This is a genomic window from Erythrobacter sp. S43 (genome assembly GCF_057364955.1).
Genome location: NZ_CP200285.1, coordinates 1,972,655 through 1,987,106 on the forward strand (window position 1 = coordinate 1,972,655; position 14,452 = coordinate 1,987,106).

8 protein-coding genes are annotated in these 14,452 nt (G+C 56.7%); 4 read left to right on the top strand and 4 right to left on the bottom strand.

The genetic code is table 11. The features are described 5' to 3' along the window. The first annotated feature begins 23 nt into the window (after window positions 1–23). The 4 genes from AC0V6K_RS09625 (at window position 24) to AC0V6K_RS09640 (ending at window position 8,146) form a co-directional block, all read left to right on the top strand. Window positions 24–1,883, top strand: a complete 1,860-nt coding sequence (locus AC0V6K_RS09625) for a sensor histidine kinase (RefSeq protein WP_472621668.1) — start codon at window positions 24–26, stop codon at window positions 1,881–1,883. Next, window positions 1,880–2,551, top strand: a complete 672-nt coding sequence (locus AC0V6K_RS09630) for a response regulator (RefSeq protein ID WP_472621670.1) — start codon at window positions 1,880–1,882, stop codon at window positions 2,549–2,551. Before AC0V6K_RS09625 ends, AC0V6K_RS09630 begins: the two co-directional genes overlap by 4 nt. Window positions 2,552–2,657: 106 nt before the next feature. Further along, window positions 2,658–5,915 carry a PKD domain-containing protein gene (locus tag AC0V6K_RS09635; RefSeq protein ID WP_486172619.1) on the top strand — a complete coding sequence of 1,086 codons (3,258 nt, stop codon included), beginning with the start codon at window positions 2,658–2,660 and terminating at the stop codon, window positions 5,913–5,915. Window positions 5,916–6,073: 158 nt separating this feature from the next. Further along, a complete protein-coding gene (locus tag AC0V6K_RS09640) occupies window positions 6,074–8,146 on the top strand; it encodes a prolyl oligopeptidase family serine peptidase (RefSeq protein ID WP_472621674.1) in 2,073 nt (690 codons plus the stop codon). Here the strand turns inward: AC0V6K_RS09640 and AC0V6K_RS09645 are convergent. The 4 genes from AC0V6K_RS09645 to AC0V6K_RS09660 all read right to left on the bottom strand — a co-directional run bounded on the left by AC0V6K_RS09645 (window position 8,143) and on the right by AC0V6K_RS09660 (window position 14,436). After that, window positions 8,143–10,020: a methyl-accepting chemotaxis protein gene (locus AC0V6K_RS09645; RefSeq protein WP_472621676.1), complete on the bottom strand. Its 1,878-nt coding sequence runs from the start codon at window positions 10,018–10,020 to the stop codon at window positions 8,143–8,145. The two genes, AC0V6K_RS09640 and AC0V6K_RS09645, sit on opposite strands and share 4 nt — an antisense overlap. Before the next feature lie 91 nt (window positions 10,021–10,111). Then, a complete protein-coding gene (locus AC0V6K_RS09650; protein WP_472621678.1) occupies window positions 10,112–11,911 on the bottom strand; it encodes a methyl-accepting chemotaxis protein in 1,800 nt (599 codons plus the stop codon). Continuing rightward, complete coding sequence (locus AC0V6K_RS09655) at window positions 11,908–13,455, bottom strand: putative bifunctional diguanylate cyclase/phosphodiesterase (RefSeq protein WP_472621680.1); 1,548 nt, start codon at window positions 13,453–13,455, stop codon at window positions 11,908–11,910. Before AC0V6K_RS09655 ends, AC0V6K_RS09650 begins: the two co-directional genes overlap by 4 nt. Window positions 13,456–13,572: 117 nt before the next feature. Further along, complete coding sequence (locus AC0V6K_RS09660; RefSeq protein WP_472621682.1) at window positions 13,573–14,436, bottom strand: CheR family methyltransferase; 864 nt, start codon at window positions 14,434–14,436, stop codon at window positions 13,573–13,575. Window positions 14,437–14,452: the final 16 nt, after the last annotated feature.

Here is a 14,452-nt window from a genome sequence, read left to right on the forward strand (position 1 = left end):
TGTCGAAGTTGCCGCTCCGAAACTTGGCGAAATTAGCCGGAGCTGCGTTGCTGTTGCAGCTGACTTACTGGCTGGCATTTGTCCCGAATTTCGTGACGTATAAGCCGGAACAACGCCCCGATTTCATCGCTCCCTCGAATGTCGAGCAGGCGGTTATCGCAACTCCGGGTCGGGCCGGGCTCGATCAAGCTGAATTCGTGCCATTGGACCCAAAGCCCAGTTTGCGGAAATCGGGCTACTATGCGGTGCGGGTGAGCTTCACGCTAGATGAGATCGGCGAAGAGGGCCTTGCGCTTCTCGACACAGCAGCGGGCGATCATGTCCGCTTCTACGTCAATGGCGATCTATTGCGAGGAACTGGAGAGGCAAGCCTGCCCAATCCAACCTACCATGGCTTGCACAAGAAGATTGTCCCAATCTCAAAGGGGTTACTCAATTCGGGCGACAATACGATTGAGGTCATTTCGACCATAGATATGTCGCGCGAGGCGCCACTTTTCCCACCCATGCTTGCGGAGTTTGAGGCGACCGAAGCCGCCTTTGGCTGGACCGATTTTCTATTCAATGACTGGCGTACAATCACAGTCGTTTTCGCGGTCATCACGGCGCTTCTTTCCGCTTTGGTAACATGGAAAGCAAACGACAAGACTGTGCCATTCTGGCTGTTCTTGCTCTCCGCCAGCTGGGCCTTGCACGGGTTATTTTACCGTTGGGCCACAATGCCGATGAGTGGAGAGGAGCGGGGGCTGTTCTATGCGATCCCGATGCTGTTTATGACAGCGTGTTGGCCGGCCTTTGTAGATGCCTGGACCGAGAAACCGATAAAGCACTTCCGATCCGCGATGATGGCGGCTTTCGCCGCTGGTGCACTTTATATTCTCTACTGGCTGGCATGGGATAGGAGCGATTTGGCGTTCACTCGGGTTGAGGCGCTGATCGAGTATGCAGGTTTGATCCTCGCAGCGGCAACCTTGGGCCGTTTGCTTTGGCACTTTGCCACTCAGCCGGAGGAGAACCGATATTGGGAAGCGGCAATTCTGATCTTGCTGGCCTCGCTAGTGGCATTCTTCCTGTTCAATACGCTGGTCTATGACAAGAACGTGCCGCACCTGCCGGCGAGCCAACCAATATTCCTTCTCGCGTTGGGCCTTGGCTTTGTGTCACGGAATTTCACGCTTTTCCGGTCCGCCGATGACATTAATCGAACGCTGCGCACGCAATTGGATGCGCGGGAAGCCGAGCTTGCCGAGGTGCATCAGCGTGAAAAGCAATGGGTGCGCGAGCAGGCCTTTGAAGAGGAAAGGCAGCGCATTATGCGCGATATGCACGATGGATTGGGAAGCCAACTGATGGGCATGTTGCTCGCCGCAAAGCGCGGTGCGATCGAACCCCCGAAGGTCGCCGATGGTTTGCAGCAAGTGATCGACGAGATGCGCTTGATGATCGACTCGCTTGATAGCGTTGGCGACAGCCTGGGCGTAGCCCTGTCGGCGCTTCGCAACCGATTGCAGCCGCGGATCGAGGACGCGGGCTTTGCGTTTCACTGGGACGACCAGCTTGGCAATGAACTGCCGTCCTTCCCGCCAAGAAAGACGCTTCAGCTTTTCCGGATTGTGCAGGAAGCCGTGGCAAATGCTCTGAAGCACTCGGGAGGCACGGCGATAACTATCCGCCTGATGCATGAAGAGGTGCTGCCAGATTGGCTGTGCATGATCATCGAGGATGATGGTTCGGGACAGTTTTCGCCACGCGCGGGTGGGCATGGGCTGGAGAACATGAACGCCCGTGCCAAACAGATTGGTGGCCAAGTGGAGTATGGACCCACGACCCCAGCCGGAGGGGGAACAGTGAAGATTATGGTCCCATCCGGAGACACGCTTTGACGTCAACATCATCATCCGCCCATGCCCGTATCCTGATTGTTGAGGATGATCCTGTTGTGCGCGAGCACTTCATTGAGATCGTCAGCAATAGAAAGGGGTTGGACCTTGCTGGGATCGCCCCAAATCTAGGTCACGCGGCTGATTTGCTTGACCAAAATCCCGATCTGATCTTGCTCGATATCGGATTGCCTGACGGCAGCGGACTCGAATTCGTGCCGGTGATCCGAGAGCGATGCGATGCGAAGGTCCTGATTGTTACGAGTTTCGGGGATCGCAAGACAGTCGTTACTGCATTGCGCGCCGGGGCGGACGGGTACCTGCTGAAGGATTCCAACCCTTCGCAAATCATAGATGGTATTGAGGCCACATTGGCTGGAGGTGCGCCGATCAGCTCAAGCGCGGCGGTCTATCTTCTGGATCGATTGAGGGCAGACGACACTCCAGCGGTGGAGCAGGTCGAGCGCGAAGACTCAGGGCTAACGCCGCGAGAAATCGAACTGCTAGAACTGTTTGCCAAGGGCGAAAGCTACAAAGATGCCGCTCGGTCCCTCGACATTTCTCCTCTGACGGTCGGCAATCATGTTAAGTCGATCTACCGCAAACTTGCCGTGCACAGCCGCGGAGAGGCGGTTTACGAAGCGATGAAGACAGGACAGCTCAAAGTCTGAACGGTCTGGCCTTTGCGTGCCATGATCATGGCACCACGCCCGTGGCATGCCCCCATGTGACATGAGCATCTAACAATCTCCCAAAACTAGATCGGGAGAATTTGAGATGTCGCTGTGTAAGTTTCGAGGGTTTGGTTCGCCTCGCGTGGTCGCACTAAGTGGTGTAGGTGTTGGCGCTCTAGCCGCAACTGCGCCGGCTCATGCGATTAATGCAGTCACTCCTACGAACATCACTGCACAGACTTTCAACGTGCCGTTTTCAGCCCAGCAATGCCGCATAAACTACAACGCATCTGAGGAGGGCGTTGACGCAGAATCCGGCACCGCTGACTTGTTCCGCTCAGAGCTCCGCGTGAACGGCGCCATAGTCGATTTTCGAAATGAGTCGGTTGCCGTTGGGACGGTCAACGGGGTGAACTTTATCCAGGTTCCCTTTAGCGCAGGCTACACGGGTGACCAGATTGAACTCGTGATCCGTGACCGAGATGCGAGCGGGAACCCGACCAATGTGGTTGCGTCTGCTCTCATTCCCAGCTCTGTCTTGATCGCTGCGGGTGGAGCATGCGCGAACCTCGTCAATTCGCCGCCCACGGTTGACGCAGGGGCTGACCAAACTGTCGATGGTGGAGACACGGTTAGCTTCTCGGGCCAAGCGAGCGACAATGACGGTGACCCAGTGAGCATCCAATGGTCTCAGACCAGCGGGCCCTCTGTTTCCTTGATCGGCCCAACGTCCCTTTCGCCCCAGTTTACCGCCCCAGCCCGTGCGGCCAGTGATCAGTTGCTTGAGTTCCGGATCGAAGGTAATGATGGGAGGGCGAGCAGTACGGATGACATAACCGTCACGGTGCGCGGGAATGAAGCACCTATTGCCTTGGCCAATATCAATCCCGCGAGCACTTCTGGCCTTTCAACGCTTACATTGGATGGCAGCGCGACCACTGATCCAGAGGGCGATGCGATAGTCTATCAGTGGGTGCAGATCTCTGGTCCGAGTGCCACTATTGCCGATCCATCTGCGGTGACTACCACCGTTGATGTTCCGGCAGGGATTGCAGCCCAGCAGCAACTCGAATTCCAGCTTCGCGCGACTGACACGTTCGACGAAACAGGCACTGCCAACGTTATCGCGACGATTGCAGCCAACAATCCACCGCAAACGATTGCCGGCAGCACATTGAGTGTTGGTGGTGGCACAAGCGTAACCCTGGATGCGACCCAATCGACTGATCCAGATGGTGACCCGCTAACATTCAATTGGGTTCAAACGAGCGGCCCAAGTGTGATGCTTACCAATGTAAGCAGCGCGACCCCGTCATTCACGGCCCCCAGTACAACTGGCGCGCAACAGACTCTGACATTTGATGTTACGGCCATTGATGCGCAAGGACAGGCTGGCAACACCGCGCAGCAAACGGTCAACGTTGCTGCGAATGCACTGCCGACGCCTGATGCGGGTGCCGATCAGACGGTCACTGGCGGCGCCACAATCACACTGGATGCGACTGGTTCCACAGATCCCGAAGGGGACGCCATTCAATACAGCTGGGTCCAGAATTCTGGTCCGGTCGTGAACTTGAGCGATCCCAACGCTGCACAGCCAACTTTTGTCGCCCCGTCAGCGATTGCGAGCACCCAGGTTATTGAGTTCGAGCTAAGTGTAATCGACGCAACTGGACAGGCTTCTGGCCTTACGCCGCAGACGGATAGCGTTCAGATCACAATTGCCGCGAACCAGCCACCACAAGCGGATGCTGGCGCCAATCAAGGGCCGATCAACAGCGGCGATCTGGTTACCCTTGACGGTACGGGGTCAAACGACCCCGATGGCGATCCGCTAACCTATACCTGGACGCAGACATCGGGTCCGGCGGTCACGCTAAGCGATGCGAACGCGGCACAGCCAACCTTTACGGCGCCTCCAGTCGCCGGGAACGACACGCTCGAATTCTCTCTGACGGTGAGCGACGGTCAGGTGTCTTCGAGCGACAGTGTCAGTATTGCTGTTCGAGCCATCGGGTCGATAACAATAATCCAGCAGATCACTGGTGCTGACACGAATGTCGTTTTCAATTCGAGCCTACCAGCGCTCGCTGGGTCCATTGCGACCAGTGGCGGATCAGGCCAGATCAGTGCGGCAAATGTGCCCGCAGGATCATACACTATCAACGCAGCCGATTTGAGCGCCAGTGGATATGCATTCACCTCGATCACCTGCAATGACAGCGACAGCGTGACTGATCTGAGCAATCGCTCTGTTGCGCTTGAACTCTCTCCTGATGAGGATTTGGTTTGCACATTCAGCGCCGTGAACAGCCGTGATGCGGCCTCCATTGCGATCAACAACTTCCTGACCGGACGCAACGCCTTGCTGCTTTCTCACCAGCCCGATTTGCAGCGGCGCCTTGACCGCCTTTCAGAGACCGTTGTGCCACCGAGTGGGCAGGCGAGCATACACGGCCTTTCAATCCCGGGGACGGCCAGATTGCCAGTCGCCATGTCCGTCAACAAAGGCTCGTCCGAGTTTTCGACGAGCCTCACGATGATGAAATCAACCTTTAAACCAAACGGCGATACGAGGAGCGGCGGTCTCGACATCTGGGCGCAAGCCTACTTCAGCGACGTAAGACTTGGTTCGCAGGATGGCCGCTTCTCGGTGGTGTATTTGGGGGCCGATCACCGCTTGAGCGACGACATTCTTGTGGGGGCGCTGGTCCAGTTCGATGATTTCCGTGATGCCGGAGTGCTTGCTGCTGGCGAAGCGGAGGGCGATGGCTGGATGGCTGGGCCTTACTTCACTGCACGCCTAGCACCATCATTCTATGCAGAGGCCAGGGCCGCTTGGGGAACATCGAACAACTTGGTCTCCCCTCTCGGCTCTTTTGCGGACAGCTTTGAAACAGACCGAAGCTATTACTCCGGCTCGCTTATCGGACAGTTCACACTCGCGCAGCGGACCACGATCCGGCCGGAATTGACGGTTCGTCACATCAACGAGAAAACGCAGAGTTATGTCGACAGTCTGGGAGTGACCGTCCCATCGCAGACCGTTTCACAGGGTGATATCGCATTCAATCCTCGCGTGAACCATGTGATGAATGTGGGCAATGGGTGGACATTGCGTCCGTATGGCGAAGCGAGCGGCATCTTCGCGTTTGGGGTCGATCCGCTGATCTTGGCGGGCTCCTTTGCTCAAACTGGATTGGCCAACGACCTCGAAGGCTTAAGGATGCGTGTTGAAGTGGGCCTTGACGCTTTCTCGACTGGCGGCTTTAGATTTTCGCTCGGCGGTTTCCATGATGGGATCGGCAAGAGTGAATTTGGATCGACAGGGATCACGACCTCGGTTTCCTTGAGCTTCTGAATTGGGTCCAAGGTAAGTCAGTTCGACGAAGGCCTCACCGGTTTCGGTGGGGCCTTTTTGCGTTTCAAGGACTGCCAGATCGCTGCGAGCAATTGCCAAGCGGCACGTCATCTCGCACAACGGGCTCGGACATTAAACCGAAGACCCAAAGGTGCTTGATGCGTAAATTCGGCCTGTTTGCCACGACCATATTCGCAATCGCCACGCCCGCTATGGCGGAGGAAGAGAAGCCAGTTTTCTCGGCTGATGATGTGTTCGAGCTTGAATGGGCCGATCAGCCGCAAATCTCGCCGGACGGTAGGCAAGCGCTCTATATCCGCAGATCGAATGATGTGATGACCGACCGCACGTTGTCACAGATCTGGCTGATCAATCTTGACGGCTCTTCGCATGAGCCATTGCTGGCTGATGGAGGTTCCTATCGCTCGCCGCGTTGGTCACCTGATGGATCCCGTCTCGCCTATCTTAGCAGCGCTGCGGGCCAGACCACTTTGAATGTGCATTACCTCTCTTCTGGCCGCAGTGCCCGTATTGGCTCATTTTCTGAGTCTCCTAGCAACTTGACCTGGTCGCCGGATAGCGAACGTCTGGCATTCTCTATGGCGGTCAAAGCCAAGAGCGAAAGCGTCAAGGTGACCGCGAAGAAGCCCAAAGGAGCCAAATGGGCTGACGCTCCTGTCGTCATTGACCGGGCGCGCTATCGCACAAATGCCAGCGGCTTTCTCGATTTGGCCTATAATCATATCTTCGTGGTGCCCTCAGAAGGTGGAACACCGCGGCAGCTGACAAACGGTGACTTCAACCACGGGGGTTCTCTGTCGTTCACACCGGACAGTGCCGAAATCCTCTTTTCGGCCAACCGTGGAGAGGACTGGGAACTGCAATCGCGCGAGGCGGATCTATTCTCGGTCAACGTGCGCAGCGCTGAGCTGACCCAGCTAACCGAGACGCCGGGTATGGAGACCAGCCCAACGGTGTCGCCTGATGGCAGGAACATTGCCTTTCTGGCGACCAGTAACGAGCGTGAGCCTTTCCTTCCGACAAATGTCTTTGTGATGGGCCGCGACGGCAGCAATACGCGCAATCTCACCCAGGGACTGGATCGGCGCGCGGGCTCGATCGACTGGCTTTCCAACAATGAGGTAACCTTCACATTCCAGAATCGCGGCGAGAACAATATCGGAGCGGTCAATCTGAATGGGAAACGTCGCACGTTGGTTGAAGGCATTGGCGGAACCACGATTGGTCGCCCCTATGTCAGCGGTTCTTATGATGCCGGGCAGGGCGGCTCACTTGTTTACACCAAAGGCACCGCGCAACGGCCTGCGGACATCTACACTTTGACCAAGGGAAAAGAGCGTCGTCTGACCGCGCTCAACGAGGATCTGCTGGCTCACCGCAGGCTGGGAGAGGTTCGCAGCGTCACCTACAATTCCTCGCTCGATGGGCTCGAAGTGCAGGGGTGGATGATTACGCCGCCGGACTATGAACCGGGCAAACGCTATCCGCTCATCATTGAAATCCATGGTGGCCCCCATCTTGCCTATGGCCCGCATTTCTCCGCGGAGCTGCAACGCATGGCGGCTGAGGGATATGTCGTGATTTACGACAATCACCGTGGCTCTATTGGCTATGGCAGTGAGTTCGCGAACCTACTCAAATACAAATATTCCAGCCCGGATGATTTTGCCGACCACATGTCCGCAGTCGATTGGGCTATTGATAACGGCTTTGCTGATCCAAAGAACCTCTTCATCGCAGGTGGATCTGCCGGTGGGATCGCAACGGCCTATGCAATCGGCCTCACCGATCGCTTTAACGCGGCGGTTGCAGCCAAGCCTGTGATAAATTGGGTTTCAAAAGTGCTGACCGCAGACAGCTATATCGGCCAGATCGCGAACCAGTTTCCAGGCCCGCCTTGGGAACATTTCGAACATTACTGGAAGCGCTCACCGCTCTCGCTTGTCGGCAATGTGAGCACGCCAACAATGTTGATCACGGGTGAAGTGGATTATCGCACTCCGATCTCGGAGACCGAGCAATTCTACCAAGCGCTGCAACTGCGTCGTGTGCCGAGTGTGATGGTTCGTATTCCCGGTGCCAATCATGGCATCGCCAGCCGCCCATCGCGGTTGAATGCCAAGACCGACTACACTTTGGCGTGGTTTGAAAAGTATCGGGTGGACACCAATGCGACGGAGCCATCCGCTCCGCCTATTGCCACGCCCTAGTCTTCCCGCACCCGGCGCAGGAACGCTGAAACCTGCTCGTTGAGGTTGCTGGCTTGCACCTCCAGCTCGTCGGCGCTGCTCAAGACTTGGCTGGCCGCGACGCCAGTCGACAATGACAGATCGCGAACTTCGCTGATGTGCCCGGCGACTTTCTCCGTTCCGCGCGCGGCCAGATCAATGCTGCGTGCAAGGTCCTGTCCGGCAACCGACTGTTGGTCGACTGCGCTTGCAATCGAAACGGCCGTCGCTTCTAGCTCTTTCACCTGCCCGGCGATGGAACGAAGGGCGCTGACGCTTGCTCCAGTGGTGTCTTGCATATCGCGGATCTGCTCGGCGACCTGTTCGGTCGCACGACTGGTTTGCATAGCGAGCTCTTTGACCTCGCTTGCCACAACCGCGAATCCGCGCCCCGCTTCACCGCCCCGTGCCGCTTCGATTGAGGCGTTGAGGGCAAGCAAGTTGGTACGCTGCGCGATGGTCTGAATCAGCTCCACGATCTCACCCACTTGGTCAGCGGATTGCGCCAGCTTTGAAATGGTAGTGTCAGCTTCCGTGGTTGCATCATTGGCCAAGCGGGCAAGCTGGCTTGATGACGTGGCCTGCTGACTGATTTCGTTGATTGAGAGCGAAAACTCATCACTGGCGGCCGCCGCTGAAACAGCACCAGAATTGGCCTCGCTCATGTCTTTTGAGACCATCTCTGTCCGTTCGCTGGTCTGCTCCGCCACCTGCGACATTTTCATCGCCGTGCTTTGAAGCTCGCTCGATGCGTCGGCAACGGTCTGAACCACTTGCGCGACGGTGCCTTCAAACTCGGATGCCAGTTTGGCAACAAACTTCGAGCGACGCTGCCCAGCTTCCTTGCGCTCCTGCTCACGCTCCTGCTGCATACGTAGCTCGGCCTCGGCGGTTTCGCCCCGCTCCTGAGCCCACACTTCGAGCTGGCGATACGCATCTTTGAACATGTCCAATGAGCGTACCATGTCACCCACTTCGTCTTGGCGATCTTTGCCATCGAGATCGAACCTGTCATCGCCGTGAGCCAATCTGGTCATGCTGTGCGACACCTGGCTGACGCGGCGGGAGAAATCACGTGAGAGGTATGTCAGCCCGGTGATCAGTACGATTGCCGCGAACACTCCCAGCGCGATGACGATCATCACCATATTGAAAAAGTAGCTGATGCCCGTCTGGTCTCTGGCCTGACTGGCCGCGTCGAACTCGGCCAGAAATTCCCGCGATTTTTCGATCAGATTGTCTCCACGATCGGAGATCTCATAGGCCAGTTTCTCTGAATTCGGCGATCTGCCTTCACGCTGCATGACTGCGATCGTCTCTGTGAAGGTTGCATTGTAGCGCGTCAGATCTTCACGCATGGCGTCGATCTGTGGTTTCATCTCCGGCATCTGTCGGGTGATGACCGCGTCAATTTTTTCGACCCGGGCGATCGCCGCGGCGTAGTTTGCCTTCTGATTTGCCAGCACTGCAGGCTCTTGTTCGAACAAGAAGCGCGCCGTGTTGTACCTTAGCTCTCCCGCAGTCCCGCTCAGCTCGGCGGACACCAAGACTGCGCCTTTGACCTCTGAAGTATCTTGATATCGGCTCCAGAGTTCGATGAAACCTATCCCAAGGACGAGCATCATCGCGAACCCGGCGCCGAAAAAGGTCCCGAACACCGCGTGGATTTTGCCCGAAAGCTTGCTGTTCCTGAACCAGGTAATCCGTTCGAGAACTGAGCTCTTAGGCGCTTTTGCCGGAGCCGCGTCGAAATGATCTTCGCCCGCTGGAAGGTCCGCATTGGTGCTGAAAGGAACAGCCGAGCCTGAAGGAACGGCTCGTTCCTCAAACTGCTCGCGTTCGGACATCATGTTCATACCGGACTCCCCCTGGGACTACGGTCTGAATTCGTGAACGAACTTCCTTTACAAATCCTTTCCAGATCAGCCTTTGTGGCCGACATTCAGGTTATCCGGCACGAACTTTGGCTAGAAGACCGTCCATTTGGCCGCGAAGAGATGATGCTTGCAATTCGAGCTCTGTCGCACTTGCCAACACCTGCGAAGCAGCTGCGCCCGTCGAAAGCGAGAGTTCTCGCACATCATCAATATGGCCGGCCACTTGTTCGGTGCCGCGCGCCGCTCGATCAATGCTACGGGCCAGATCCTGTCCTGCGACGGATTGTTGATCCACCGCGCTGGCAATTGATACTGCAGTGGTCTCGAGCGCCTGCACCTGTCCGGATATGGACCGAAGCGCCCTCACACTTGCACCGGTGGTGTCCTGCATTGATCGGATCTGTTCGGCGATCTGCTCTGTCGCACGGCTCGTTTGCATAGCGAGTTCTTTGACCTCACTTGCGACGACGGCGAAGCCTCGTCCAGCTTCTCCGCCTCTGGCCGCCTCAATCGAGGCATTGAGAGCGAGCAGGTTCGTGCGCTGTGCGATCGTTTGAATAAGCTCAACGATCTGGCCAACCTCATCGGCGGAAGCAGCGAGTGCCGAAATGGTGGTGTCGGCTTCCTCAGCTGATTCCGTGGCCGTTCTGGCCAGCTCGGCAGACGAAGAAGCCTGGCGGCTTATCTCGCCAATCGACATGGCGAATTCATCGCTGGCCGCGGCGGCAGCAACGGCACCGCTGTTAGCTGTGGTCATTGAATTGGCAACGTCTCCCGTACGGCTGCTGGTCTCTTTCGCCGTTTGAGCCATTTTCTCAGAGGTGCTTTGAAGCTGGCTGGACGCTGCTGCAACGCCGCTGACAATGTCACCAACTGCCTTTTCAAATTCGTCCGCGACTCCCTTGAGCATCTCTTCGCGCTCCACACGGGCGAGCTCTTGCTCATTCTGCTTGCGTTGGTTCTCTTCGAGCCTTGCCTTCGCGCTACCGGCGCGCTCGATGCTGAGCCGCTCTAGGCTCAGTGCGGCGCGGTAGAAGATTTCCAGCGCGCGAGCCATGTTACCAATCTCGTCACTGCGAGTCTTGCCAGGAATGGTGACGTCTTTGTCCCCGCTGGCAAGCTTGCTCATTTGATGGGCCATGTCAGTAAGGGTGCCGCTGACATTGCGTTCGAAGTATCGTTCCCAAACCAACGTCATCGAGGTCAGGATTGTTGCCAAAGCGATCCAGGCGATCATCCAGCTGAAAACCAGCGACGAGCCCGATTTCGCGTCAATATCGGCCTGACGGCTCAACAGTCCGGCTACTTCGAGACTTGCTGAAAGAGCCGCACCATCTTCAGCCACCACAACCTGTGTATCGGCAGCATCAGTGGTGGAAGAGAATGCCGTTATACGTAAACGCATCGCGTTGATACCTTGCTCAACAGCGACAAGCCTTTCATCCAACTCCTCGCTTGTACCCCCAACGGCATCTTTAAGCGGATCGACTTTGTTTGATGCGGCTTGCAAACGCGCCAAAGCCGCGCTGGAGCGGGTTGCGTCTTCGGTCGTGAAATAAGCTTCGGAGTGACGTTGGGCTTCGCTCAAGTCGGTAACAAGTCGCTCTGCCGCAATTGAAACATCGTGGCTGACGGCGATCCGGTCTGCGCGGTCACCCAATTGGAGGTAGCCAAAGATGACGAACACTCCGGCGGCCAATGCAAATGCGAGGTTCGCGAAGAAGAAAGTGCGGATCTTTCCGCCGATTGTCATCCGCTCGAACCAGCCGAACCGTGAAGGGGTCTCTTGCGCATCCACAAGCTCGTTTGCGCCGTCGCGCGCGGCATGCTCGGCGGCGAGGTCAATTGCGATATCCTGAAGCGCACTCATGACGCTGTTCCACTTCGTTGTTCACTGGGAGCTGTGCCGTTGGTCCCAGCAGCCGATAATTGAGCCTTGATGAGTGCGTCGACTTCCGGTGCGGGAAGTGCGCGATAATAAAGCCAACCCTGGATTTGGTCGCAGCCCGCAGCTCGGACGAGTTCGGCTTGCTCAACCGTCTCGACCCCCTCCGCTGTCACATCCATTTTTAGGGCACGGGCGACAGTGATGCTGGAGGCCATCATCGCCCGGCTCCCTTCATCTTCACCGGCGTCGACAACCAGTGAGCGATCCAGTTTGAGCTTTTCAAACCGGAACTGACGCAGGAACCCGATTGACGCGTAGCCAGTGCCGAAATCGTCCAATGCCACGCGGACGCCAAATCCGCGGATAATGTCTAGAGTCCGTTCAGCCACGACTGGATCAAGGACAAGGCAGGTTTCAGTGATTTCGAGCTCAAGACGCTCTGGCGGAAATCCGCTGGATTCTAGCACTTCACCCAATTGGATCGGAAATTCGGGATTGCGCAATTGAGCTGCGGAGATGTTTACGGATAGGGTGATGCCCGGCCAACGCAGGGCGTCTTCCACGGCTTGGCGAAGCACGAACAATCCGATCCGATTAATCAGCCCCGATTCCTCGGCAATTGGAATAAAGATGTGCGGGCCAACACTCTCGCCATTGCTACGAGTCCAGCGAACAAGCGCCTCAACGGCGACAATATCTGAAGAATCCGTGCTGACGAGCGGTTGATAAGAGACCGAGAATTCCTCTCGCTCGAGCGCCTGGTGCATTTCATCTTCGAGCTCGCGGACAGCTTCGCGGCGTTGGTCGAATGTCTCGTTAAACCAAGTGCAGCGCATTTTGCCGCCCCGTTTGGACATATACATCGCAACATCACTGCGGCGCAGCAGTTCAGAGGGTGAAAGCGCCTCGCCACCTTTGCAGCTGGCTAAACCGATGCTCGCCCCCACTCCGATATGCCGCCCGTTGACCTCAATCGGTGCATTCAAGCGCTCGAGCAGGGATCGACACATCCCCTCGAGAAGGGTGCCAGCAATGGGACCAGTCATGACTGCGGCGAACTCATCACCGCCAAGACGATAGCAGCATGCCTCCGGCTCGAAGACCTCGCTGAGAACTTTCGAGCTTTCGCGGATCAGATCATCGCCTGTTGCATGGCCATAATGGTCGTTGACCTGCTTGAAGCTGTCGAGATCGATTAGGGCGATCGCTACCTCTTGGCCCTGCTCTTCCGCATCGTTGATGGCCACGTTCATGGCGCGGCGATTGGGAAGGGTGCTCAGGGTATCTGTAGCGGCCAGCGATTCCAGTTGGCGGACGCTGAGAAAGCCATATCGGCCCAGCAGAACCAGCGTTCCGGCATAGATCAGGAGGCAGGCAATCAGGAGAGACGTGGGCGATACCAGCGAGATACGGTCACTGGTATAGACGACCACCACAATGATAGCTGATAGAAGCGTTAGAAGGGCAAGCGGGAGCACGATCAGCCGAATTGGCGTCACGCGCATTGAACCGTCCAAAATCTTCACCGATGCGCCCCTGTTCCGTGACGGCACTTTGTGCCGGTCTTCTGTCGGCTGGTCGTAAAGATAAGTGGCTAATTAACGGTAAACCTAGGAATTCTACGTAGCACCTCCCGCAAACGGTCAGGCCGAGACTTTCACCGGATGGACAGATGCATGGGCGACGGGCTGATATATGCTTGTTCGGCCGAGCGATGGCTTGAACGCGCCAGTTTGACCAACAACGGTTTCTCCCGCGCCTAGCATCAAATAGCCGTCCGGCGCCAAAGCTGAATGCAAGCGGCTGAACACGTTAAGGCGTGTCGCCTGCTCAAAATAGAGCAGTACATTTCTGCACAAAATGAGATCAAACCCGCCCCGTACAGGTGGTTCAGATAGAACGCTATGCACCTGAAAACGAACAAGGTCGCGCGTGGAGCTGGCGATTTGCCACCCTTGTCGCGTCTCTTCGAAGTGCTGAAGCATCTGGGCAACGCCAAGCCCACGCTGCACTTCGAACTGAGTGTAAAGGCCCCGCTGCGCAGTTTCGATCGCACCTTCGGAAACGTCAGTTCCCAGAATGTCGATGGTCCAGCCGTTCCACTGATCTTTCTGATCGGCGAACATCATTGCCAACGAGTAGACTTCCTGGCCTGTTGAGCATCCCGCACACCAGATGGACAGACGCCGCGAACTCGCACGGCTCTTAGCCAGCTCGGGAAGAATATCTGCAGGCAGTTGATCGAATGTTGGCTTGTCGCGATAGAAATAAGTCTCGTTGTTGAGAAGTGCTTCGACAACTTCGCGCGTCAGATCGCCATTACCTTGCTCATTCGCTGGCTGCGCGAGCAGGCAGACAAGCTGATCAACATTGCTGATACCGTGCCGCCGAAACACGCCAGAAAGCGCCGAACCCACTCGCCAGCGCCTGCTTTCGGTCAGATGTTGGCCGGTATGAGCAGTGAGAATGTCAGCGATAATCTGGTGTGAGGCTTGGCTGGTTTCCACGTGTGTTCACCAACCC

Bases quoted from the DNA above. Each gene is read 5' to 3' on its own strand.
- AC0V6K_RS09635 (WP_486172619.1), top strand. From the start codon at position 2,658: ATGTCGCTGTGTAAGTTTCGAGGGTTTGGTTCGCCTCGCGTGGTCGCA.
- AC0V6K_RS09640 (WP_472621674.1), top strand. From the start codon at position 6,074: ATGCGTAAATTCGGCCTGTTTGCCACGACCATATTCGCAATCGCCACG.
- AC0V6K_RS09645 (WP_472621676.1), bottom strand. From the start codon at position 10,020: ATGAACATGATGTCCGAACGCGAGCAGTTTGAGGAACGAGCCGTTCCT.
- AC0V6K_RS09650 (WP_472621678.1), bottom strand. From the start codon at position 11,911: ATGAGTGCGCTTCAGGATATCGCAATTGACCTCGCCGCCGAGCATGCC.